Genomic DNA, 22,632 nt, shown 5'->3' with positions numbered 1-22,632 from the left:
CAAGGCTGTTCGTCTGGGAATCCGGGTATGGCTCGGCTACCTTGAGGGCCCATGGTGGACCGGAATCGGGCTTCGGTGCCTCGTGAGGCATCAGTGGTTTTCCGGGGGCGGGGGACCGATGCGCGTCTGGATGGCGACGACCTGTTGCTGGTCGGGCGGCGCGAGACGATGCGGATCCCGCTCCCGGCGGTGGACTCGGTGGACCGGGACGAGGGATCGGTCGACGTCGTGCTGCGCGACGGGAGCCGCTTCCGGCTGCGGTCCGGAAACCCCTTGGCGGCCGACGCGTTCGTCCTGTCGTGCCGGCAGCGCATCCAGGCGGTACGCCGGCTTCCCGGCGTGCCGCGCCAGGTGACCGTCACCCCCAACCCGGTGCAGCCCGGCCGGGATTGGCGGGTCCGGGAGTGGAACTGGTGGGTGCTCGGCCTGCTCGCGGCCTACCTTGCGGCGTCGGTCACGCTCGGCATCCGGTACGGCACGCCCGCCGTGGTGACGGCGCTGCTCGGCTGGCTGCTGCCGGTGTTCGGGATCAAGGGCATCCACGACAGTCTGCGCAACCTGCGGCGGCGGCGCGTGCTGCGCCGCCGGGGCATCACAGTGCAGGCCGAACCGGTCCGGAACGACCGGGTCCGGCAGGACGACGGGCGCCGCGTCATCGTCCCCGTCTACCGCTTTCCACTGATGAACGGACAGATCCACGAAGCCCGTTCCGTCTTCGGTGCGGCGGCGGTGGCGATCGCTCCCGGACGGCCCGTCGACGTCACGTACGACCCGCAGAACCCCGATGTGGTGACCGGCCCGGTCAAGACCGGCGCCCTGGCCGCCACGGTGGCCGCGCTGATCGGCTCGGTCGGGTTGCTGGCGGCGTTCGCCGCGGTCTGGGCGGCCATCGTCACCTGATCCGTCAGGCGTCCAGGAATTCGAAGTCGAGGCGGGCCAGGCGGTCGGGGTCGGCGAGGATGTCCATCTCGGCGATGCGGCCGTCCACGATGGTGAATCCGGTGACGGAGACGGGCTTGCCCTCCGGGGCACTCACGCTGCCGATGCTGCCGTTCACCAGGACCAGGATGCCGGTGCTCGCGAAGCGCTGGAACATCAGCGCCTGCCGGGCCACGGCCTCGGCGCCGCGCAGCACCTGGTTGATGCCGAGCTTGCCCGCCCCCACGTCGGCGCGCAGCACGACGTCCGGGTCGAGCAGTTTCACGAGCGCCTCGAAGTCGCCGTCGCGGGCCGCCGCGAAGAAGGCGTCCACGACCTCGCGCTGCTTCGCGCGGTCCGCCTCGGGCTCGGGGGCCAGACCCCGGACCCGCCGCCGCGCCCGGCTGGCCAACTGCCGCGCGGCGGCGGGGGTCCGGCCCACGATCGGGCCGATCTCGTCGAACGGCACCGCGAACATGTCGTGCAGCACGAACGCGAGGCGCTCCGCGGGCGGCAGCGTCTCCAGCACCACGAGCAGGGCCAGCCCGACCGAGTCGGCCTGCACCGAGGCGAACTCCGGGTCGCCGTCCGCACTGCTCACGATGGGGTCCGGCACGTGCGGGGTGTCGAGCGGGCTCTCGCGGCGCGAACTGCGGGTGCGCAGCATGTCGAGGCAGACGCGGCCGACCACGGTGGTGAGCCAGCCGCCGAGGTTCTCCACCTCGCTGCGGTCCGAGCGGGTCAGCTTGAACCAGGCCTCCTGCACCGCGTCCTCGGCCTCGGCCAGCGAGCCCAGCATGCGGTACGCCACCGCGCGCAGGTGGGCGCGGTTCTCCTCGAAGCGCTGGGCCAGGAATTCCTTCTCGTCCACGGGCGTGCCTCCTTGTCGCGGTCCGTCGAAGCACTGACGGACCGGCGCCGGGAAGTGTGACAAGGCCGCCCGAGGAGTCAGCGGGCGTCGCCCTCGAAGACATCCGCAGCCCAGGCGGCAAGCCGCTCCGGCATCGGACCGCTGCCGTCCAGCACGCTGCGGGCGAACGCGGTCCGCTCGTGGGCGAGCACATCCGCCTCCCAGACGCAGGGTGCGAGGCCGGTGCGGCCCGGGCGCAGTTCGGCGGGCCGACCGGCCGGGCCCAGGAAGACCGCGAGGTCGGACATGTAGCCCTCGATCCAGCTGTGCACGATCACGTAGTCGCCGTCGCCCCCGGCGTGCATCAGGAGCACGGCCAATCCCAGCGTCCCGCGGGCGCGGCCCCCGGCCAGGTGCGCGCCGGCGAGGTCCAGCGCGGCGGCTTCGTCCTCCGCGGTGACGCTGCGGCCCGGCGCCTCGATCACGTACGCCTTCACCAAGTGCCCGGCGACGTCGTGCACTCCGGCAGCCCGCACCCCGCGGGCGTGGAACTCGCCGGCCAGGGCCGCAAGCGCCGCGGTGTCGACCCGGGCGGGCAGTGCGGCGGTGCCGGTCGTTCCTGTCGCGCCAGTCATGTCCGTCATGCCGCCATCATGCAAGCTCCCGGACTCCAGGGTGCTTCCCGCGACGGACGAGCGATCCCGGAGAGTGTCCGAATCGCTACCTTACGCCGCGATGTGTGCCGCGGATGCCGCCTTTACTATGGATTTGTCGGTGTTCTACCTGTGCGGAAGGTGGTCTGCCTTGCTCAGCGCACGCGGCATTTTTCGGGAGATCCACGCGGACGACGACGCGTTCCGCCTGTTCTGCAGCATCGCGGCCAAAGGCGAAAGCCAAGGGGGCTGGGAGAACGCCCGCATCGCCGCACTCGTCGCGGACCGCGACCTGGCGCCCAAGGTCGCCCGGCACGGCGCCGACGAGGAGAAGCACGGGCGCATCTTCAACGCCATGCTGCACCGCCGCGGCCTCGACCCCGTCGACGTCCCGCCGGAGACCGACTACTGCATGCTCCTCGAACGCCGCGGCATCGGGCTCGCACACGACCGGCTGCGCCGCGACGAGCCCATGACCGACGCCGACGTCGTCGAGTACTTCGTGCACAGCCGCGTCACCGAGCAGCGCGCCGCGGAGGACATGCGCCTGCTGCGCCGCTACCTCGGCGACGACCCCGACATCGGCCGCAGCATCCGGATGATCTGCGACGACGAGGAGAACCACCTCGCGTACTGCCACGAGGAACTGCTGCGCCTGTCCGGCGGATCCCGTCCGTCCGACGAGGTCCGGCAGGCCCTGCGCAAGACGGCGGCGGCGGAGATCCGGGTGAACCGCGACGTCAGCCTGGCCGTGATGGCCCGGATGGGCGAGATCCTGCGCTGGTCCCGCACCCGCCGCGCGCTGCTCAGGGCCGGCATCCACGCCGCCTACGCGTACGACCGGGTCTGGGGCACCCGCCGCATGGTCCGCCTGCGCCCGCCCACCCGCCGCGACGCGATGGGCCCGCGCCCCGACGTCCACCGCCACCCCGCCCCCGAACCCGGCTGACCCGACGGGCCGCCGACCGCCTGACGGTGGCCGGTCAGCCGGTGACCAGGCAGAACTCGTTGCCCTCCGGGTCCAGGAGGATCTGGAAGGCGCCCAGGGCGTCGCGGACGATCTTGCCTTCGCGGGCCGCGCCGATGAGTTCGAGCGCCTCGGTGGCCGCCGGGATGTCGGTGACCAGGACGTCCAGGTGCAGGCGGTTGCGGCCCGGCTGCTTGGGTTCGGGGACGCGCTGGAAGGCGAGGCGGGGGCGATTCGGGGCATCGACGTATGCCCAGGCCGGGTCGCGGTCCACGGGTTCGCCGCCGAGCACGCGGGACCAGAAGACGGCCAGCGGGTACGGCTCGGCGCAGTTGACGACGATCTCGTCGAGTGCGGCGGCGAACCGGTCCAGGCCGGGGCGGTGGCCCATGACCACCAGCTCGGTCGGGGTGCCGTCGGCCTCGGTGAACGGGGCGGTCTCGGTGTGCTCGTCGGCGAAGCCCTCGGAGATGTAGAGGCCGTGCGCACGGTCGTTGCCGGGCTTCACATCCAGCCATACGCGCCGCGCGCGGTGCACCGTGTAGGCGCGGGCGACCAGTTCGCGCAGCAGCGCGCGGCCGTGTCCGCGGCCCGTGTGCTCTTCGGCGATCGCGATGCGGCGTACCTCGAGGGCCTTGTCGTCGCGGTGCAGGCCGGCCAGGACGCCGAAGCCGACGACTGTGCCGTCCGGGTCGACTGCCAGGACGTGCTCCTGGGCGGGGTCGACGAAGGCGAGGACGTGCCAGTTGCGGCCGGTCTCGCAGAGCCAGCGGGCGGTCTCGGGGGCGGTCTCGATGGCGGTCACGGTGGCGAGGTCGGCATCGGTTCCGAGGCGAAAGCTGAGCACGTGGGCACATTACCCGCATAGAGCAGGCGGGTTCGGTCCCGCGGGGCGGCGAATGTCCGGTTCGGCGGCGGCGAAGATCGTGCCGGATCGCCGGACTGCCCTGAGCCGGGTGTGCCGCGCTCGGCCTTGGGCTAGCGTCGTCACCATGCGTGAGCTGGAGCCCGGGGATCCGCGCCGCCTGGGAGACCACGAGTTGGTCGGGGTCCTCGGCACGGGCGGCCTCGGACGCGTGTACGCGGCCCGGGCACCGCACGGCAAGCGCCTCGCGGTGAAGCTGACACATCCCCAGGTGGTCCGTGCCGCACCGGACTTCGCGGACCGCTTCGGCGCGGTCATGGGAGATCTTGCGCGCGTCCGCAATCTCGGCGCCGGGCGGATCGTGCAGTGGGACGTCGAGGGCGGCCGGCCCTGGTACTCGCGGCGGTACGTGCCCGGCGCCGCGCTCACCGAGATCCTTGCGCTGTGCCGTTCGGTGCCCGGTGCCGCCGCGGCGATCGTCGGCGGCGTCGCCCGCGGGCTCGCGGCCATGCACGACGCGGAGTTGGCGCACGGTGCCGTGGTGCCGGGCAATGTGCTGCTCAGCGCCTCCAGCGCGCAGCTCGTCGACGGCGGACTGGTGCGCATGCTCGGCCCGGGACCGCCGCTGTCCGGCACGGCGTTCGCGGCCCCCGAGGGCGGCACGAGCATGGCCGCCGATCTGTACGGGCTGGGCGTGCTGTTCGGCCTGTGCACGTTCGGATGGCCGCCGCCCGGCGCCGACGAGGCCCCCGGCGTACCCGCGGACCACATCGCGCTGGTTCGCGCGCTGCTGAGCCGCGACCCCGCGGCGCGCCCGCCGGCCGCCGAAGTGGCCGCGCAACTGCGCGGCAGCGGCCGCAACCTGGAGCACTTACTCCCGTCCGCCGCCCGGCAGGCGATCGCCCGCTACACGCGGCTCCCGGCGCAGGCGTCGGTCCCCTCAGTACGGCACGACGTCTTCGGGGCCGACGGGTACGCCGGACTACTGGCCTCGATGGCGGCGATCGGCGGGGCGGAGGCCGGCGGCGATGCAGCGGGCGGGCCGCGTACGCCCGGTGCGGAGAGCGGGGCCGCGGCTCAGGAAACCGTGCCCGGAGCGCGTGTTCCGGAGAGTGCGCGCGAGCCGGCCGCGGTCGGCAGCGCGGGAGTGTCCGGTGCTGCGAACGGCACGCCGCGGCGCGTGGCGACCACCGCGGCCGCCGCAGGCACCGCGGCCAAGGCCGATGCCGGCAGTTGGCCGGACGCGGGGACGATGGCCCGCAACCTCTGGTCCGCGCGGCTGCCCGGCGTGCAGAACCTCTATGCGGTCGACGGCTATCTCTACGCCGACGGCGACACTTTCGCCGTGCTCGACGCGGCGACCGGCGAGACGCTGTGGTCCCGCCCCGGCTGGCGCATGGTCGCCCCGCCGCGCGAGGACCGCGTGTACCTGGCCCAGGGCACCCGCATCGTGCGGGTGAACGCGCGCACCGGCGCCGAGAGTTGGCGTACCGATATCGCCGTGGCCCGCGGCCTGTGGGCCCGCAGCGCGGGGCGGTTGGCGCGGGCCGAGCGGGCCTTCCGGGTGCATGCCGTGCACGAGCCGGTCCCCGGCGTGCTCACCGCGATCGGCGGGCACACCGAGCTCTTCGGCCTCGACCCGGAGACCGGCGAACTGCTGTGGAACCGCCGGGAGCCGCGCCGCAGCGCGTTCACCTGCGACGGGGCGGGGGCCATCCACCTGAGCGGCGACGGCCGCGAACCGGCGCGGGCGCTGGCCGCGGAGAGCGGCGAACTGCTGTGGCAGGACGACGCCGACGACTCGATCGTGATGGCCGTCGACCAGGGCTGGGTGCTGTGCGGGCGCTTCGTGCGCGGCACCGCGGAGGTCGGCGAGTATGTGGTGCGGGCGGCGGCGTCCGGCGATCTCGTGCTGCGCGACCGGACGCCCGGGGAGGTCGCGCTGCTCGGCGGCGGCGTGCTCTACGTGCTGGGCAACGGGCGGCTGCGGGCCCTGCGGCCGTGCGGCGGCAAGGAACTGTGGGACGTCTCCTGGGCGGACGCGGGCGCGGGCATGTACCTGGCCCCGGCCGGATCCGAGGCGTACCTGCGCGGTGAGGACCGCCGGGTCCGGGCCGTCGACCTGGAGGACGGCTCGGTGCGCTGGGCGAGCGGGCCGATTCCGGCGCGCGAGCCGATGGACGCCGTCGGCGGCCAACTGGATCGCGCGCTTCCTGTCCTGGCCGAGGACGACGTCGTCTGCGTACGGTCGCACAGTGACTCGGTTTTGATCGTTCTCGACCGCTCCGACGGCAGCGAACGCTGGTGGTGGCGGGCCTCGCACGGCACGCTCACCATGGTCGCGCCCGTGGTGGCGGGCCGGTGCGTGTACGTCGTGGACGGGGACGTGGTCCGGGCGCTGACGGGGCGGAACTACGAGGGATGAGTGGCACGGACATGGTCGTACCTCCCGAAACGCGGTCCACTGGCGAACGGAAGGACGAGGCGACCAGGCCGGCCCGGACGCGGAGGCGGGTGCGGCGCGCCGACCTCGTCGCGATGGCGATCCCGACGCTGGTCCTCGCCGGGTGGGGCTGGCAGCGCCGGTGGATGACCGACGACGGCCTCATCTTCACGCGCGTCGTCCGGCAGATCGCGGCCGGGAACGGCCCGGTGTACAACGTCGGCGAGCGCGCCGAGACGTCGACCAGCACCGCGTGGCAATGGCTCCTCGTCGCGGCGCACTACTTGAGCCCCCTGTCGGACGCCGAGAACGCGGTGTACCTGGGACTCCTCCTGTCGGTGGCCGGCTTCTGGCTGGCGCTCGACGCCACGCGCCGGATCATGCGCGGGCTCGGGGTGCAGCGGCTGCTGCTCCCGGCCGGGGCCGCGGTGTTCGCGGTACTGCCGCCGGTGTGGGACTTCATGACGGCCGGCATGGAGATCGGCTTGATCCTGTTCTGGATCGGCGGGTCCTGGGCGCTGCTGGTCCGGGTGTGGGAACGCCGGGTGGTCGGCGCGGGCCGGCTCGCCGCGCTCGGCGTGTGGTTCGGGATCGGCCCGATGATCCGCCCCGATCTCGGCATCACCACCGTGGTGTTCTTCGCCGCGGTCCTGCTGATCGCGCGGCCGGGGTGGCGGCGTGCGGCCGCCGCGGTGGCGGCCGGGGTGTTCCTGCCCGCGGCGTACGAGATCTTCCGGATGGGCTACTACGGGGTCGTCTTCCCGATGCCCGGCGTGACCAAGGAGGCCGGTGCCTCGCAGTGGGGGCGCGGCTGGGACTACGTCCTCGACTTCAACGGCCCGTACCAGCTGTGGATCCCGCTGCTGTGCCTGGCCGTCGCCGGGATCCTGCTGCTGCGCGCCGGTGCCGGGCGCGGCGGCGTACCGGCGTCCGGGCTCGGCCCGTTCGCGGAGCCGTACCGGATCGTCGTCGCGGCACCGGCCCTGGCTGCCGCGCTGCAGACGTTCTACCTGGTCAAGGTGGGCGGCGACTTCATGCACGGGCGGCTGTGGGTACCGCTGCTGCTGCTCGCCCTCCTGCCCGCGCTGCTCGTCCCGCTGCACCGGCCGGTCGCCACGGCCGCCGTCGCGGCGGTCCTGGTGTGGTCGGTGGTCTGCGTCGCGGTCCTGCGGCCCAGCGGCGGCGCCACGACCAAGCCGCCGGTGCCGAACGCGGGCGGCATGAACCAGGTCTGGAACGAACGCGGCGTCACCACCCGGGCGACCGGGCAGCACAACCCCGTCACCGCGGACGCGCACGTGGCGTACAACCGGGTGATGACCGGGCTGCTGGTCCGGGCGCACGAGGACGGCCGGCGCGTCCTCATGCTCGACCCGCGCTACGGCGCGGTGTTCGGCCTGCCGCCGGACTTCGCGCTGCCGCTGCGCCCGGACATCCCCAACACCGCGGCGCTGGTGATCGGCAAGCTCGGCGCGGGCGGCGCGATGATGCCGCTGGACGGCCTGCTCGCCGACGTGTGGGGGCTGTCCAGCACGCTCGGCGCGCATCTGGAGCAGACCCACTTCATCGCGTCGGGGCACCAGAAACTCCTGGCCCCGGCCTGGAACATCGCGCTGTACGCCGACCCTTCGTCGTTCGCGTCGGTACCGTCCGGCCTGGCCGCGCAGGAGGACATCCAGGCGGCGTACCGCACCACGCAGTGCGGCGCGGTCGCCGAACTCCTCGCCTCGGTGAGCCAGCCGATGAGCTGGGACCGGTTCTGGTCGAACCTGACCGGGGCGTACGACCGCACCAAGCTCCGCATCCCGGCCGACCCCAAGGCCGCCGAGCGCAAGTTCTGCGGCACGGACTGACCGGCCCGTCAGGACTTCAGGATCGCGTCCAGGCTCTTGGCCAGGTCGTGCAGCGCCTCGTCGGCGGCCGGCAGCACGCCGGCCATGACCTGGAACACGTGCCACAGGTCCGGGTATTCGGTGTGGTCGACGGAGGCGCCGGCGGCCCGGGCCCGCTCCACGAAGGCGGCGCCTTCCGGGGCGAGCAGGTCGTCGGTGCCGTTCTGCACGATGGTCGGCGGCAGCACGGACAGGTCGGCGTTGCGGGCCGGGGCGAGCGTCTCGCGGTCGGTGCCGGCCGCGTACATGTCGGCGCACCGGCTCAGCCATGCGGTGTGCAGGACCGGGTCCTGGTGGTAGATCGGCTCGTACGCCCAGGGCCGGAGCGGGTCCAGCCACGGCGAGATCAGCACCGCGGCGTCCGGGCGGCGCTCGGCGGGGGAGCGCAGGGCCTCCGGGACCGCCGCGAGGTCGAGGGCCAGGGTGAGCGCGAGACCGCCGCCCGCGGAGTCCCCGGCGACGACCAGGGGCGTGTCCGGGGCCCGCTGCGCGTCCTCGGCGATCGCCCGCCAGGCCGCCCGGGCGTCTTCGAGCGCCGCGGGGTACGGGTGTTCGGGCGCAAGCCGGTAGTCGAGCACGTACACCGTCGACCGCGTGGCCCGGGCCAGATGCGCGGCCCAGGCGAGGTACGAGCGCGACGACCCCACGACGTATGCGCCGCCATGCAGGTACAGCATCGTGCGCTCCGGGACGGTGGGCCCCACCGAGACCCTGCGGGCCGGGACGCCGCCCGGCGCGCGGCGGAGGACGTGCGTACCGGGCGGCAGCACACCGGGGTTCAGCTCCAGCAGCGCACGCTGCACGGCGACCGGGACGCGCGGGTGCAGGAAGCGCCGCACGGTGTTGCGGACCAGGCTGCGGGCCATCGGGACGGTGAGTTCGGGCACGTCGGTCCTCCTCGTGGGAACGTCGCGCAGTACTCCCGGGCGCACGAGTCGGCGGGGCTGCGGCCTTGCGGACCTTGCGGGGCGTGACTGTCAGATTGCTCCCGATCACGACGCCACGTCCAGCTTTTGCCGGACCGGGCGTGCCGCATTCCGCCGTTTCCAGTAAGCCGCGGTCAGCGCGCCCAGCATCGGACCCCACAGCAGAAGCGGAGCGTAGGAGATATAGAAGTAGGCGCTCTCCCAGCCGCCCGCCTGCGAGGGGAAGTCCTCGGGGATCGGGTCGCCGTTGATCTTGGTCTGCGTCACCTCGGTCGCGAACCCGATGACCGTCCACATCAAGGTGAGCACGAAGGCCCCGATGGCGCCCGGCACCGCGGCGGCGGCCGGCGGCACCCGCCGACCGCCCAGGACCGGCATCCACCGCGGGAAGACCTCTCCCCAGCGTGCGATCAGCCCGACCGCGGTGAACGCGAGCAGCTCGGACAGGATCGACAGCGACACGATGTAGCCGTTCATGACCCACTCCGGGAGCATGCCGCTGCGCTTGTCGTCGGTGAAGATCACGCCGAGACGCCAGATGCTCGATGGCAGGACCACCAGCGGCACGGCGTACGCAGTGCGCCGCGCCCACGTGGGCACACCCGCGACGGGCTCGTGTGCGACGCGCCAGGCCTGGCGCACGGTCGCGGTCTTGGACATCGGTGTTCCTCCCCTTCGCGGACCGGCGGTCCGACACGTCCCAAGATCGCAGCGGACGCCCCGCACCCGGATCGCACGCCAGGCGGAACTTCCCTCCCCACCACGGCGGATCGCGCCACCCCGCCACCCTGCGCCGCAGGACGGACCACCCCGCCGGCCGACTCGTCCCCGAGCCCCCGGCCCGCCTGCTTCCGCCGGAGTACGAACCACCGGGCGCTACTCCGCGGCAGGGGCCTTCAGCCGGTGCGGATGGGGACGGGACGGGATGGGCGGCGGGTCTTGGTGGCGATGGCGAAGGCGGCGGCTGCGGTGAGGGAGAGGGCGGCGGAGGTGATGAGGGCTCCGCGGAGGGACCAGGTGGCGATCGGGCCGGCCAGGGCGGCGCCGAGGGCGAAGCCGGTGATCTTGAGGCTGGCGCCGGTGGTGAAGACCTGGCCGCGGAGGCGTTCCGGGGCCTCGCGGTGGCGTATCGCGAAGAGGGCGGTCATCTGCGGGCCTTCGCCGATTCCGACGAGCACCGCGGCGGCGATCAGCCAGCCGACGCCGCCGACCGCGCAGAGCAGCAGGGCGCCGGCGAGGACCAGGTCGCTGACCCAGATCACGGTGTCCGGGCGCATCCAGTGCGGGCGCCGGGCCAGGGCGGCGTTCGCGGCCAGGGCCGCGGCGGCGACCACGGAGAGGAGCAGGGCGCCGTTCTCCGCGCTGCCGAGGGACTGCTCGCCGAGGAGGGGAGTGCAGGCGATCAGCATGCCTTCGGCGGCGCAGACGATCACGGATGCGATGGTGGCGCGGGCGAGAAGGCGGGTGCCGAAGATGGCGCGGAAGCCGACGCCGAGGTCGGCGGCCACCGAAGTATGAGGCTGCTCGGCGGACTTGGTGCGGGACGGCAGCGTCCAGGCCCGGGGCAGGGAGCAGCAGATGAGGCCGACCGCGGCGGCGACGCCGACCGGGCCGCCGGACAGGCCGACCACGAGCGCGGCCAGCGCCGGGCCGACCAGGCTGGAGAAGTTGTACGTCATCGCGTCGTACGCGGTGGCCCGCGGCATCGTCTTCGCGTCGACGAGGAGGGGCATCTGGGCCGTCCACCCGCCGGAGAGCGCGGGCCCCACCAGGCCGCCGAGCACGGCGATCAGGACGACGAAAGGGATCGGCAGCTTGCCGAGGCACGCGACGATGACGCCCAGCGCCGCGGCGTACGACGCGATCGCGGCGGCCAGCAGGCGGCCCGGCCGGGCCGAGCGGTCGAGCAGGACGCCGAACAGCGGCCCGCCGACGGCCGCCGAGATGGTGAGCCCGGCGAGCAGCGCGGACGCCGAAGCCGCTGAGCCGGTGGCCGCCAGACCCGCCAGCAGCAGCGCGGGCCCGGACATCTCGTTGCCGGTGCGAGCCGCGAGCACGCCGCCGAGATAGGACCACAGCGCGAAGCGCTTCTGCATCCGCTCACCGTACGCACGGCACTTGCCGGCAGGGTATGGGGCCGGGCACAGAGGTCGTGGGACCCAGGCGGACCATGACGTTCCGCCCGTGCGGACCGGACCGCGGACCCGCCGCGCGAGGCTGTGCGCGGAGGTACGTTCGGAAGCATGTCTGATACCGAAGCTGATGCCATCGCCGGGCTCGCCGGTGCCGGAAGTGTCGCCGCGGATTACCGCCACCAATCGAAGCTGACGACCGCCGCCGCCGACCTCGCGGTCCGCGGCGCCTACCTGAAGTGGTACGACCTGCGCGTCCCCGACCGCGAGGTCACCGACGAAGTACGCGACGAGGCAAGGGCCCTGGTCGTCGCACAGGCGGCCTCGGGCGGGCTCGACCTGCACGACGAACTGGGGTTCGCGATCCTGCACCTGTGCGGGGACGCGGTGCGCCTGCTGCTCGTGTGCACCTGGCGCAACGAGAACGAACTGTGGGAGACGGTCTACGCCAAGCAGGGCGACGGCCCGTACGAACTGGTCGCTCCCACGTCGCACAAGGGCACCTACTGCGTGTGGGAGCTGGGTGCGGTGTGGCACGAGCAGCAGGCCTGGACGCGCTACCTCTACTCGGCGCGCGACGACAAGGCGCGCCAGGCGTATGTCGCCGAGGACCGCATGGAGGGTCTCGTCGGCTGACCCGGGCCGGGCTGCCGCGGGAGCTCAGGCGGTGCCGCGCAGCCAGGCCAGCACGGCCAGTACGCGCCGGTGGTCGTCGGCCGACGGGGGCAGGGCGAGCTTGTCGAAGATCGACGAGATGTGCTTCTCGACCGTCCCGGCGCTGAGGCCGAGGATGCGGCATATCGCGCTGTTGCGCCGGCCCTCGGCCATCAGGCCCAGCACTTCCTGCTCGCGCGGGCTGAGCGCCTCCAGCGGGTCGGCGCGGCGGCGCCGGCTGAACAGCGCGGAGACGACCTCGGCGTCCAGCACCGTGCCGCCGGCCGCCACCCGGGCCAGGGCGTCGGAGAGTTCGGTGAGCTTCGAGACGCGGTCCTTGAGCAGGTAGCCGACCCCGCTGCTCTCGTTGCCGGTGGCCAGCAGGTCTCCGGCGTACGACTCTTCGACGTACTGCGAGAGCACCAGGATCGCCGTCTCGGGGGCGTCGCGGCGCAACTGCAGGGCAGCGCGCAGTCCTTCGTCCGTGAAGGTCGGGGGCATGCGGACGTCGACCACCGCGACGTCCGGCCGGTGCTCGGCGACCGCCGCGACGAGCGACGGGCCGTCGCCCACCGCTGCGACGACCTCTGCGCCCGCCTCGTCGAACAGCCGGACCAGGCCCTCCCGGAGGAGGACCGAGTCCTCGGCCAGCACAATCCGCATCCCGCGACTCCCGGTTCGGTCCCGTCGGCCTGACAGGCAAGCAAGCCCCGTGTCAGTGCAGTTCGTCGTCGCCCAGGCCCCGCAGCGGAATCTCCGCGGCCACCACCGTCGGGCCGCCCGCGGGGCTGGACAGGTTCATCCTGCCCTCCACCGCCGCCAGCCGGTCGGACAGCCCCACCAACCCGTGCCCCTTGCCCAGGTGCGCGCCGCCGTGGCCGTCGTCGCGTATCTCCAGGTGCAGCGTCAGCGGGTCCATCCGCACGGTGACCGTGCAGCGGGTCGCCGCAGCGTGCTTGGCGACGTTGGTGAGCGCCTCGGTGGCCACGAAGTACGCGGTGTTCTCCACCGCGGCCGCGAAGCGCTGCCCCTCGGGCAGGTCGGTGGCCAGCGTGACCGGCACCGGGCAGCGCGCCGCCGCGGCGGCCAGCGCCGGTCCGAGCCCGCGGTCCGCGAGGATCGGCGGCGCGATCCCCCGGGACAGTGCCCGCAGTTCGTCCAGCGCCTCGCGGGTCTGCGCGATCATCTCGTCGACCAGCGGCCGGGCCCGGTCGGGCTCGTCGGCGTCCAGCCGCCGGCCCATCGCCTCCAGGTCCATGGTCAGGCGCACGAGGCGCTGCTGCGGGCCGTCGTGCAGGTCGCGCTCCAGGCGGCGCAGGGTCTGCGCCTCGGCGGCCACCGCGCTGCGGCGGCCCGCCGCGAGCTGCTCGGTACGCGCCAGCAGAGCGGCTTTCTCGTTGGAGAGCAGTGCTCGCGACGTGGCGGTCTGGATCCGGGCCAGCAGGCGCACCACCGGCATCGCGGTGGCCAGCAGCAGGACGCCGATGCCGGTGTGGAACAGATTGTCGGCGGCGATCGAGTCGACGTCGAACATGAGGTCGAGGAGCCCGGTGGTGCCGTCGTCGCGCGGGATGGACCACGACCAGGTGACGTAGAGGAGTTCGCCGAGTCCGCCGAGCGTCCAGGTGAGCGCGATGCAGAACCCGACGATCCGCAGTGGGAACGCGATCATCACGTGGGCCACGTCGCGCCACGACTGCGGGTCCAGCAGCGCGCTCAGCCACTCCTGCGGCTTCCGGCTCTGCGCCGGGGCCATGTAGTGGTGCGGCGGCAGCGGGCGCCCGGTGACCGCCTCGACCCGGCTCCGCTCGCCGCGGGCGAACGCCCGGGCCATGACCAGGGACTCGACCAGGATCGGCAGCCCCACGAACAGCGCCAGCATGCCGAAGCCGACACTCAGTGCGACGCTCAGTGCGACGAAGGTGACGACGGCGTACGGGAGTCCGAGGAGCAGGTAGGCGAGTTCGCGGCCGAACCGGGCGAACCGCGAGGCGGAACCGGAGGATCCCGAGGCGGCGGCACGGACCGGCGAGGCCTCGGCGGGAACTGTCGTCTCGAACATGCCTCTACCTTGCCGTCCGGCGCGGGACCGCCCAAGACGGCAAGCCTTTACGCGCGGGGTAGGGCAAACCCCCAGCCCGATGCGCCGTCGATCTTCCCCCTTGCCCGGGTTGCGGCTAGCTTGCGTCCCGTCACAACGGAGAGTCAGCACGCGGGAGTACGCATGGCAAGCCGCTGGTCCGTCACCATGAACGAGCTGGTCCGGCGCCGCGCCGGCGACCCGGGCACCGCCGTGCGCGTCAGCGGGCGGTCCTGGACCTGGGACGAGCACGTCCGGCTGTCCGCCCAGCGCGCCGCGTTCCTGGAGGCCGAGCGGGCCGAGGGCAAGCCGTTCCACATCGGCGTCATGCTGGAGAACGTCCCCGAGTTCTCGTTCCTCCTCGGTGCCGCGGCGGTGTCCGGCGCCGTGATCGTCGGCCTGAACCCGACCCGGCAGGGCAGCGAACTCGCCCGCGACGTCGAGCACACCGACTGCACGATGGTCATCACCGGCGACGCGCACGCCGCGCAGCTGCGCGAGGCGCTGCCGGACTTCCCGGCGGACCGCGTCTGGAACGTCGACGACGAGTCCTGGGCGGCCGCACTCGCCCCCCACGAGGGCGCCGAGCTGCCGGACACGGCCCCCGCGCCCGACGACCCGTTCATGCTGATCCTCACCTCGGGCACGACCGGCCACCCCAAGGCGGTGATCTGCTCGCAGGGCAAGATCGCCTCGCAGGGCGGGGCGATCGTCATGATGCAGCAGCTGACCGCCGACGACGTCGTGTACTGCGCGATGCCGCTGTTCCACTCCAACGCGATGGTCACCTGCTGGTCGCCCGCGCTCTCGGCGGGCTCGGCCCTGGTGCTGCGCCGCCGGTTCTCGGCCTCCGGATTCCTGCCGGACGTGCGCGAGTACGGCGTGACCTACGCCAACTACGTGGGCAAGCCGCTGTCCTACATCCTGGCCACCCCGGAGCAGCCCGACGACGCCGACAACACCCTGACCCGGGTGTTCGGCAACGAGGGCGGTCCGCAGGACGTCGAGCGGTTCGCCCGCCGGTTCGGCTGCTCGGTGCGCGACGGCTTCGGGTCGACCGAAGGCGGCCTGTCCTTCACACCGGTGCCCGGCATGCCGCCCGGGGCGCTCGGCAAGGCCAGCGGCGACATCCGCGTCCTCGACCCGGAGACGCGCGAGGAGTGCCCGCCGGGCCGCTTCGACGCGTCCGGGCGGCTGCTCAACGCCGACGAGGCGGTCGGCGAACTGGTCAACCTGGACGGCGCGGGCACCTTCGAGGGCTACTGGAACAACGCCGCGGCGACCGCGGACCGGCTGCGCGAAGGCTGGTACTGGAGCGGCGACCTGGCGTACCGGGACGGCGACGGCATGTTCTTCTTCGCGGGCCGCAGCGGCGAGTGGGTGCGGGTCGGCGGCGAGAACTTCGGCTCCGCGCCGGTCGCGCGCATCCTGGCCCGGCATCCCGACGTGGTGCTGGCCTCGGTGTACGGGGTGCCCGACGAGGCCGCGGGCGACCAGGCGATGGCCGCGCTCGTGCTGCGCGAGGGCGCGGAGTTCGACCCCGCGGAGTTCGCCGCGTGGCAGGAGGCGCAGCCGGACCTGTCGCCCACTTGGCGGCCGCGCTACGTGCGGGTCGCCGACGAACTGCCGCACACCCAGACCAACAAGGTGCTGGTGCGGGTGCTGTCCCGGCAGGCCTGGTACTCCGGCGGCGGGCAGGCCGGCGCGGTGTGGTGGCGGCCCGGCAAGGACGGCGCCTACGAGCCGTTCGGGGACGCCGAGGTCAAGGCGTTGGAGACCCGCTTCGCGGAGCACGGGCGCGCGCATGTGCTGGATCTGCTGGAGCGTCCGACGGCGTAGCCGCACCGGCGGTGCCGGGTCCGCCCGGCACCGCCGCGGCCGCGGCCGCGGGGACCGGGGCGGGCGTGCCGGCCGGGTTCGCGGCCAGGTCGCGGCGCGTGCGGCGGGCCTGCCGCAGCGCGTCGTACGACAGCACCGCCAGCGCGCCCCAGATCAGGCCGAAGCCCGCCCAGCGGGAAGCCGGCATCGCCTCGTGGTAGACCCACACGCCGACCCCGAACTGCAGGATCGGGCCCAGGTACTGCAGCATGCCGATGGTGGACAGCGGGATGCGGATCGTCGCGGCGCCGAAGCACAGCAGCGGTATCGCGGTGATCACGCCGGTGCCGAGCAGCAGCAGGGTGTGCCCGAACGAGATGGTGCCGAGCGTGCCTTCGCCGGTCCACGCCAGGTACGCGAGGTAGCCGGCGGTGGGCAGGAACATCACCGCGGTCTCGGCGGTCAGCGACTCGGTGGGGGCGAGCCCGACGGTCTTCTTGACGTAGCCGTAGATGGTGAAGCTGGCCGCGAGCACCAGCGCGAGCCAGGGCAGCCGCCCGTACGCGACGGTCAGCACCAGCACCGCGGCCAGGCCCAGCCCGACCGCCACCCACTGGGCGGCGCGCAGCCGTTCGCCGAGCACCAGCACGCCGATCGCGATGAACAGCAGCGGGTTGATGAAGTAGCCGAGCGAGGTCTCCACGACCTGGTCGCTGTTGACGCCCCAGATGTACAGGCCCCAGTTGGCGGTGATCACCACGCCGGCCACGGTGATCTTGGCGAGCCGGACCGGGTTGCGCAGCAGTTCGCGGACCCACGTCCAGCGCTTCAGGACGGCCAGCACGACGAGCATGAAGACGAGCGACCAGACCATGCGGTGGGCGAGGATCTCGACCGCGCCCGCAGGCTTGAGATGCGGCCAGTACAGCGGGAACAGGCCCCACATCACGTACGCCGCCACGCCGAGCCACAGCCCGCGCCGCTGTTCCGTCACTTCACGCAAATCGCCCACGGCGGGACCGTAGTCGCAGACCCGCCGCCATGTCCCGGGCCAATCGGCACCGAGTGGACTGGACCAACGGCTCTGGCAAGCCACCGTGCGGCCCGTCGAGAATCGGCCGCGCAGGCCGAAAAACGCCCGGCCATCGATCGGTTTTCGGCCTCTGACCTGCGTGCTTGATAGCGTCCCGGGGTTGCTCGGCAAGTCCCGTCAGGCGCAACAGGCGCATAGCTCACTTCAGCCGCACCAGCCGCATCAGCCACGTCAGGAGCCCGCTCTTGCTGTCCACCGAGTCCGCGAACGTCGTCCGCGCCACGCTGCCCGCCGTCGGCGGCGCGATCGGCGAGATCACCACGCTGTTCTACGCCAAGCTCTTCGCGGCGCATCCCGAGCTGCAGACCAGGCTGTTCAACCGGGGCAACCAGGAGACCGGCGCGCAGCAGCAGGCGCTGGCCGGCTCGGTCGCGGCGTTCGCCTCGATGCTCGTCGCGCAGCCGGACGCCCGGCCCGACGCGCTGCTGTCCCGGATAGCCAACAAGCACGCCTCGCTCGGCGTCACCGAGGCGCAGTACCAGGTCGTGCACACCCACCTGTTCGCGGCCATCGTCGAGGTGCTCGGCGACGCCGTCACCGCGGAGGTCGCGGCGGCCTGGGACGAGGTCTACTGGCTGATGGCGAACGCGCTGATCGCGATCGAGAAGCGGCTGTACGACGAGGCCGGCATCGAGGCGGGCGAGTCGTGGCGGCCGTGGACCGTGGTGGCGCGCACCGAGGAGACCGCCGAGGTCGCGTCGTTCGAGCTCGCCCCCGCGGACGGGGCCCCCGCGCCCGCGTTCAAGGCCGGCCAGTACGTCAGCGTCGCGGTGGAACTCCCCGACGGCGCGCGGCAGATCCGCCAGTACAGCCTGTCCTCCGCGGCCTCGGGTGCGACCCGCCGCATCTCGGTCAAGCGCATCGCGGGCGCCGACGCAGCGCCGTCCGGCGAGGTCTCGAACCGGCTGCACGCCGACGTCGCGGTCGGCGACGTGCTGACCGTCGGCGCGCCGTTCGGCGACCTGGTGCTCGACGACTCCGACGGGCCGCTCGTGCTGGCCTCGGCGGGCATCGGCATCACGCCGATCGTCGGCATCCTGGAGCACCTGGTGGCGGCCGGATCCGCGCGCCGCGTCGTGGTCGTGCACGCGGACCGCTCGGCCGAGACCCACCCGCTGCGCGCCGACCTGGACAAGCTGGTCGCGCAGCTGCCGGAGGCCACCGCGCACGTCTGGTACGAGGTGCCGGGGGCCGGGCACCCGGAGGACCGGGTCGGCTACGCGGACCTCGGCGCGCTCGACCTGCCGTCCGGTGCGCAGGCGTACCTGTGCGGTCCGCTGCCCTTCATGAAGCTCGTTCGCGGCCAGCTCATCGCCGCCGGCGTGCCCGCCGCGGACGTGCACTACGAGGTGTTCGGACCGGACCTGTGGCAGGGCGCTGCGTAACGGTCGGTGACCGCAACTGGGCCTGCCCCTTTCGCTGCTGACGTACATTCAGTAACGGAAGGGGCAAGTCCTTATGGTGTCGAATCGTTATTTGACGATCCGTCAGATCCGGCGGGGATCGTTGCTAAGTTGACTGGATCCACCATCCCGGTCGCCAGCCAGGAGCAGTTTTGCGTCACGAACGACCCCGTACCCCCAGGACCATGGCAGCGGTCGCAGGCGCCGCTGCCCTCGCCCTCACGCTCGCCGCCTGCGGCGGCGACGACAAGAAGGACGGCGGCAGCAGCCCGTCCGGCGCGGCCGCGCCCGGCGGTGCGGGCAGCAGCGGGGACCTCACGGTCCTGATCACCCAGGAGACCCGCGGCATAGACCCGGCCGTCTCCACCATCTCGTCGCTCAACGGCGGCACCCAGGCCGCGGCCATCTTCGATGTGCTGTTCTGGATCGACCCGAAGACCGGCAAGGCCGAGCCGCAGCTCGCCGAGAGCGCCACCGCCGCCGAGAACGGCAAGGTCTGGACGATCAAGCTGCGGCCGAACGTGAAGTTCACCGACGGCACGCCGCTGGACGCCGACGCGGTCAAGTTCAACTGGGAGCGCCACCAGAACCCGGAGACCCGCTCGGTCGCGATGGCCGCCGCCCGCGGTCTGACCCTCGAGGCCACCGACGCGACCACGCTCAAGGTCACGCTGCCCGCGCCCAACATCCACTTCGACAAGCTGGTGGCGCACAACCTCGCGTTCATCGGCTCGCCGACCGCGATCAAGGCCGACCCCAAGGGCTTCATGGCCAAGCCGGTCGGCGCGGGCCCCTTCAAGCTGAAGTCGTGGACACGTGACAGCGAGCTCAAGCTGGAGCGCAACACGGACTACTGGGCGAAGGACAAGCCGCTGCTGAGCGAGGTCACCTTCAAGCCGGTCATGGACCAGAACCAGCGCCTCAACTCGCTGGCCTCGGGCTCGGCCGACCTGGTGACCACCGCCAACTTCAAGATGGTCGACGAGGGCAAGAGCAAGGGCCTGACCGTCGCCTTCGAGGAGAAGAACGGCGGCTTCATGACCATGTTCAAGACCGACCGGGCGCCGTTCGACGACCCCCGGGCGCGTCGCGCCTACGCGCTGATCATGGACCCGGCGGCCCGCAACAAGACCATCCAGGGCCCGAACGGCGCCGACGAGACGCTCAAGACGTTCCTCGCCCCGTCCTCGCCGTACGTCGACCCGACCGCGGTCATGCCCTCGAACAACAAGGCCGAGGCGCAGGCGCTCCTGGACCAGCTGGCCGCCGAGGGCAAGCCGCTGAAGTTCACGTACACGACGAACAGCAGCGCCGCGGCGCGTGCGTCGGGCGAGTACTGGCTGACCCAGACCAAGGGCATGAAGAACATCGAGATGATCACGGAGTACGTGGACGGTCCCACGTACGCCAGCAAGGTCATGATCTCGAAGGACTTCCAGGCCGCCGAGTTCGCGGTGACCTTCGACGACCCGGAGCCGACGCTCTACAACGTCCTGCACTCCAAGGGCGCGGAGAACCGCACCGGGTACAACAACCCGAAGGTCGACGCGGCGCTCGACCAGGCCCGCAACACCACCGACGAGGGCGTGCGCAAGGCGCAGTACGCCATCGTCCAGCAGGAGCTCGTCAAGGACCTGCCGTTCTGGTCCTACGAGAAGTCCTTCGCCGCCGCGATCCAGGGCAAGAAGGGCAAGATCGAGGGCCTGACGCTCTTCGAGGACGGCCTGATCCTCTTCGACCGCGTCAGCGTCAAGAAGTAGCCGGCACGGCAGCGGGGCGGTCCGGCGGTCGGCGCCGGGTCGCCCCGTGCCGCGCTGTGCGGCTCCGTGCGGCTCTGTGCCGCGCTGTACCGCTCCACGCCGTGACGGACCGTCATGAGCGGGCGGCGGACGGGGTGTCGACCCCCCCCGCGGGGGGGGGGGGGGGGCGGGGGCCCCCCCCCCCCCCCCCCCCCCCCGCTCGTGCGCTTTCCGTGCGGGCCCGGGCGGCGGGCCGGGGGCCTCAGGCCTCCCCGGCGGCCCGGGCCTCGTCCTGCAGCACCAGGGCTCGGGGCCGGACGAACAGCCCCTCGGCGTCCGCGACCAGCACCCCGCCGGCGTACGAGCGGGCCGTGACCCACGCCTTGCGGCCCTCCACGCGCGTGACCTCCGCCTCGTAGTCGACGCGCTCGTGCAGCGGTGTGCTGCGCTTCATGCGGACCGTGAGGTACGCGGTCATGCCCAGGCGCCCGGAGCCCGACTGGGCGACGCCCATGACCTCGTCGAACGCCGCCGCCACGTAGCCGCCGTGCACGCGCCCCAGAGGGCCCTCGTAGGCCGCGTTGAAGACCGCGTGGGCGCGGATGACCGGGCCGTCCGCCTCGAGCTCCATGGGCGGCGCCAGCGGGTTCGCGGCGCCCACCAGGGGGCTGCGCTCGTGCAGCTGGAGGTCCGCGAGGTTCGGCTCGCGGTCCCGCAGGGAGGGCAGCGCGGCGATCCGGGCTGCCAGATCTGATACATCGTCAGCTACGCTCTGGAGCGCGTCCGCGTCGCCCTCGGCGTCGGCCAGCTTGACCGCCTCGACCAGGCGGCGGGCGGCCTCGGCGAGCCGGTGGCGGGCGGCCCGCCCCGGGCCGTCCGGTGCGGGGCGCGGCGTCCAGGTGCTGCGCAGCTCGGCCAGGACGTCGGCGGGCACCTCGGGTACGCCCGGGGACGCCTCGGAGGACTTGTCGGGCAGCGGTTCGATGGTGGACATGCGACCCCCAGGTCGTTCGCGCACTCGGGTGCACTGCGCGCTGATGCGCACGGTCGGGCCCGGATGCGCACAAGCGGAGTGGTGCGGTTTCGGTCACAGACGTGGCCGATCATTGCACCTAAATGAAAACAAGTTCTAGTTTGTGAGCGCTGCCGGACGCACCGGAGCGCAACACGGACTCGATCACCACCAGGGAGGAGACGTCATGCCCATCGACGTCGCAGTGGCCACCGGCGCCGAACCCCGCAAGGGCGAGATCAGCTGGACGCACAAGGATGTGATCCTCTACCACCTGGGCGTGGGTGCGGGCACCCCGGCGACCGGCGCCGACGAGCTCCGCTACACGTACGAGAAGAACCTCCAGGTCCTGCCGACCTTCGCGACCGTGGCCGGCACCAAGGTGGGCGGCAGTCTGTCCGCGCTGCCCGGCATCGACATCAACCTGCGCGCCGTGCTGCACGGCGGCCAGGAGGTCGTGATCCACAACCCGCTGCCCGCCAAGGCCAAGAACATCCAGGCCACCAGCCGGGTCGCGGACGTGTGGGACAAGGGCAAGGCCGCGGTCATCGTGCTGGAGTCCTCGGCCACCCTGGAGGACGGCACCCCGCTGTACGACTCGCGCGCCGAGATCTTCGTGCGCGGCGAGGGCGGCTTCGGCGGCGAGCGCGGCCCGGTCACCAAGATCGACACCCCGGAGCGCGAGGCCGACCACGTGATCGAGGTCGCCACCCGCGAGGACCAGGCGCTGCTGTACCGCCTGTCCGGCGACTGGAACCCGCTGCACGCCGACCCGGACTTCGCCAAGGCGGCCGGCTTCGACACCCCGATCCTGCACGGCCTGTGCTCGTACGGCCTGACCCTCAAGGCGGTCGTCGACACGGTGCTGGGCGGCGACGTGGCGCGCGTCAAGCGCTACCGCACCAAGTTCGCCGGCATCTTCTTCCCGGGCGAGACCATGCGCATCCGCGTGTGGGACGAGGACGGCAAGCTGTTCGTCCAGACCTCCTCGGTCGAGCGCGACGACGCGATCGTGCTCTCCGACACGGTGGTCGAGTACTCGGCCTGACGCACGGCACGCCCGGTACGCGGGATGTGACGGATCGTCATCCCGAGTCCGGCGGCAACGCACAAAAGCGGGTGGGCCCCTGACGCCAGGTCCGGGGCCCACCCGGGGGCGGGGGCCGGTGGTGGGGGGGTGTGCGCCG

General features: G+C 72.8%; 19 protein-coding genes. 9 read left to right on the top strand and 10 right to left on the bottom strand.

Annotation, left to right across the window (positions count from 1 at the left end):
* Positions 1-93: 93 nt before the first annotated feature.
* Positions 94-900, top strand: coding sequence for a DUF3592 domain-containing protein (locus tag LZ495_RS36830; protein ID WP_235057520.1), 807 nt, complete (start codon positions 94-96; stop codon positions 898-900).
* Between the two features lie 4 nt (positions 901-904).
* Here the strand turns inward: LZ495_RS36830 and sigJ are convergent, their stop codons facing one another.
* Positions 905-1,789 carry an RNA polymerase sigma factor SigJ gene (gene sigJ, locus LZ495_RS36825; RefSeq protein ID WP_235057519.1) on the bottom strand — a complete coding sequence of 295 codons (885 nt, stop codon included), beginning with the start codon at positions 1,787-1,789 and terminating at the stop codon, positions 905-907.
* A gap of 77 nt (positions 1,790-1,866) precedes the next feature.
* The gene (locus LZ495_RS36820) at positions 1,867-2,412 is read right to left on the bottom strand and encodes a hypothetical protein (RefSeq protein ID WP_235057518.1); all 546 of its coding nucleotides are present in this window, start codon (positions 2,410-2,412) and stop codon (positions 1,867-1,869) included.
* A 160-nt stretch (positions 2,413-2,572) separates the two neighbouring features.
* Between LZ495_RS36820 and LZ495_RS36815 the strand changes: the two genes are divergently transcribed.
* Positions 2,573-3,370, top strand: coding sequence for a ferritin-like domain-containing protein (locus LZ495_RS36815; RefSeq protein ID WP_235057517.1), 798 nt, complete (start codon positions 2,573-2,575; stop codon positions 3,368-3,370).
* Between the two features lie 34 nt (positions 3,371-3,404).
* Here the strand turns inward: LZ495_RS36815 and LZ495_RS45120 are convergent, their stop codons facing one another.
* Positions 3,405-4,235 (bottom strand): GNAT family N-acetyltransferase, encoded by an 831-nt coding sequence (locus LZ495_RS45120; protein ID WP_235057516.1) that lies wholly within the window; start codon positions 4,233-4,235, stop codon positions 3,405-3,407.
* 145 nt (positions 4,236-4,380) lie between these two features.
* On the opposite strand from LZ495_RS45120, the gene LZ495_RS36805 reads away from it, so the two are divergent.
* Both LZ495_RS36805 and LZ495_RS36800 read left to right on the top strand, forming a co-directional pair.
* Positions 4,381-6,678, top strand: a complete 2,298-nt coding sequence (locus tag LZ495_RS36805; RefSeq protein ID WP_235057515.1) for an outer membrane protein assembly factor BamB family protein — start codon at positions 4,381-4,383, stop codon at positions 6,676-6,678.
* A gap of 89 nt (positions 6,679-6,767) precedes the next feature.
* Positions 6,768-8,549: an arabinofuranosyltransferase AftB family protein gene (locus LZ495_RS36800; protein ID WP_235057514.1), complete on the top strand. Its 1,782-nt coding sequence runs from the start codon at positions 6,768-6,770 to the stop codon at positions 8,547-8,549.
* Positions 8,550-8,557: 8 nt separating this feature from the next.
* Here LZ495_RS36800 and LZ495_RS36795 read toward each other — a convergent pair whose 3' ends face one another.
* The 3 genes from LZ495_RS36795 to LZ495_RS36785 all read right to left on the bottom strand — a co-directional run bounded on the left by LZ495_RS36795 (position 8,558) and on the right by LZ495_RS36785 (position 11,610).
* A complete protein-coding gene (locus tag LZ495_RS36795) occupies positions 8,558-9,475 on the bottom strand; it encodes an alpha/beta hydrolase (RefSeq protein ID WP_235057513.1) in 918 nt (305 codons plus the stop codon).
* A gap of 105 nt (positions 9,476-9,580) precedes the next feature.
* Positions 9,581-10,174: a hypothetical protein gene (locus LZ495_RS36790; protein ID WP_235057512.1), complete on the bottom strand. Its 594-nt coding sequence runs from the start codon at positions 10,172-10,174 to the stop codon at positions 9,581-9,583.
* Positions 10,175-10,410: 236 nt separating this feature from the next.
* Complete coding sequence (locus LZ495_RS36785; RefSeq protein ID WP_235057511.1) at positions 10,411-11,610, bottom strand: MFS transporter; 1,200 nt, start codon at positions 11,608-11,610, stop codon at positions 10,411-10,413.
* 147 nt (positions 11,611-11,757) lie between these two features.
* On the opposite strand from LZ495_RS36785, the gene LZ495_RS36780 reads away from it, so the two are divergent.
* Positions 11,758-12,282 carry a hypothetical protein gene (locus LZ495_RS36780; RefSeq protein WP_235057510.1) on the top strand — a complete coding sequence of 175 codons (525 nt, stop codon included), beginning with the start codon at positions 11,758-11,760 and terminating at the stop codon, positions 12,280-12,282.
* Positions 12,283-12,306: 24 nt separating this feature from the next.
* Here the strand turns inward: LZ495_RS36780 and LZ495_RS36775 are convergent, their stop codons facing one another.
* Both LZ495_RS36775 and LZ495_RS36770 read right to left on the bottom strand, forming a co-directional pair.
* Positions 12,307-12,963, bottom strand: a complete 657-nt coding sequence (locus LZ495_RS36775) for a response regulator transcription factor (RefSeq protein WP_235057509.1) — start codon at positions 12,961-12,963, stop codon at positions 12,307-12,309.
* A gap of 52 nt (positions 12,964-13,015) precedes the next feature.
* A complete protein-coding gene (locus LZ495_RS36770; protein WP_235057508.1) occupies positions 13,016-14,362 on the bottom strand; it encodes a sensor histidine kinase in 1,347 nt (448 codons plus the stop codon).
* Between the two features lie 162 nt (positions 14,363-14,524).
* Between LZ495_RS36770 and LZ495_RS36765 the strand changes: the two genes are divergently transcribed.
* On the top strand, positions 14,525-16,219 hold the full coding sequence (locus LZ495_RS36765; RefSeq protein WP_235057507.1) for a long-chain-fatty-acid--CoA ligase: 1,695 nt from the start codon (positions 14,525-14,527) through the stop codon (positions 16,217-16,219).
* Here LZ495_RS36765 and rarD read toward each other — a convergent pair.
* Entirely contained in the window at positions 16,143-17,201 is a 1,059-nt protein-coding gene (gene rarD / locus LZ495_RS36760; RefSeq protein WP_268823842.1) for an EamA family transporter RarD, read from the bottom strand. The two genes, LZ495_RS36765 and rarD, sit on opposite strands and share 77 nt — an antisense overlap.
* 275 nt (positions 17,202-17,476) lie before the next feature.
* Between rarD and LZ495_RS36755 the strand changes: the two genes are divergently transcribed.
* Together LZ495_RS36755 and LZ495_RS36750 are read left to right on the top strand one after the other, a co-directional pair.
* A complete protein-coding gene (locus tag LZ495_RS36755; RefSeq protein ID WP_235057506.1) occupies positions 17,477-18,676 on the top strand; it encodes a globin domain-containing protein in 1,200 nt (399 codons plus the stop codon).
* Positions 18,677-18,879: 203 nt separating this feature from the next.
* Positions 18,880-20,454 (top strand): ABC transporter substrate-binding protein, encoded by a 1,575-nt coding sequence (locus tag LZ495_RS36750; RefSeq protein ID WP_235057505.1) that lies wholly within the window; start codon positions 18,880-18,882, stop codon positions 20,452-20,454.
* Positions 20,455-20,695: 241 nt separating this feature from the next.
* Here the strand turns inward: LZ495_RS36750 and LZ495_RS36745 are convergent, their stop codons facing one another.
* Positions 20,696-21,427: a PaaI family thioesterase gene (locus tag LZ495_RS36745; protein WP_235057504.1), complete on the bottom strand. Its 732-nt coding sequence runs from the start codon at positions 21,425-21,427 to the stop codon at positions 20,696-20,698.
* Between the two features lie 205 nt (positions 21,428-21,632).
* Between LZ495_RS36745 and chsH3 the strand changes: the two genes are divergently transcribed.
* A complete protein-coding gene (chsH3, locus tag LZ495_RS36740; RefSeq protein WP_235057503.1) occupies positions 21,633-22,493 on the top strand; it encodes an enoyl-CoA hydratase ChsH3 in 861 nt (286 codons plus the stop codon).
* The last annotated feature ends 139 nt before the right edge of the window (positions 22,494-22,632 follow it).

The organism is Yinghuangia soli, assembly GCF_021502675.1.
Classification (GTDB): Bacteria; Actinomycetota; Actinomycetes; order Streptomycetales; family Streptomycetaceae; genus Yinghuangia; species Yinghuangia soli.
This window is presented reverse-complemented; position numbering and strand designations above follow the sequence as displayed.

What these genes read in the sequence shown, in the direction of transcription:
- LZ495_RS36820 (WP_235057518.1), bottom strand. Translation starts at nt 2,412, where the DNA reads ATGACGGACATGACTGGCGCGACAGGAACGACCGGCACCGCCGCACTG.
- LZ495_RS36805 (WP_235057515.1), top strand. Translation starts at nt 4,381, where the DNA reads ATGCGTGAGCTGGAGCCCGGGGATCCGCGCCGCCTGGGAGACCACGAG.
- LZ495_RS36790 (WP_235057512.1), bottom strand. Translation starts at nt 10,174, where the DNA reads ATGTCCAAGACCGCGACCGTGCGCCAGGCCTGGCGCGTCGCACACGAG.
- LZ495_RS36785 (WP_235057511.1), bottom strand. Translation starts at nt 11,610, where the DNA reads ATGCAGAAGCGCTTCGCGCTGTGGTCCTATCTCGGCGGCGTGCTCGCG.
- LZ495_RS36780 (WP_235057510.1), top strand. Translation starts at nt 11,758, where the DNA reads ATGTCTGATACCGAAGCTGATGCCATCGCCGGGCTCGCCGGTGCCGGA.
- LZ495_RS36775 (WP_235057509.1), bottom strand. Translation starts at nt 12,963, where the DNA reads ATGCGGATTGTGCTGGCCGAGGACTCGGTCCTCCTCCGGGAGGGCCTG.
- LZ495_RS36770 (WP_235057508.1), bottom strand. Translation starts at nt 14,362, where the DNA reads ATGTTCGAGACGACAGTTCCCGCCGAGGCCTCGCCGGTCCGTGCCGCC.
- LZ495_RS36765 (WP_235057507.1), top strand. Translation starts at nt 14,525, where the DNA reads ATGGCAAGCCGCTGGTCCGTCACCATGAACGAGCTGGTCCGGCGCCGC.
- LZ495_RS36750 (WP_235057505.1), top strand. Translation starts at nt 18,880, where the DNA reads ATGGCAGCGGTCGCAGGCGCCGCTGCCCTCGCCCTCACGCTCGCCGCC.
- LZ495_RS36745 (WP_235057504.1), bottom strand. Translation starts at nt 21,427, where the DNA reads ATGTCCACCATCGAACCGCTGCCCGACAAGTCCTCCGAGGCGTCCCCG.
- chsH3 (WP_235057503.1), top strand. Translation starts at nt 21,633, where the DNA reads ATGCCCATCGACGTCGCAGTGGCCACCGGCGCCGAACCCCGCAAGGGC.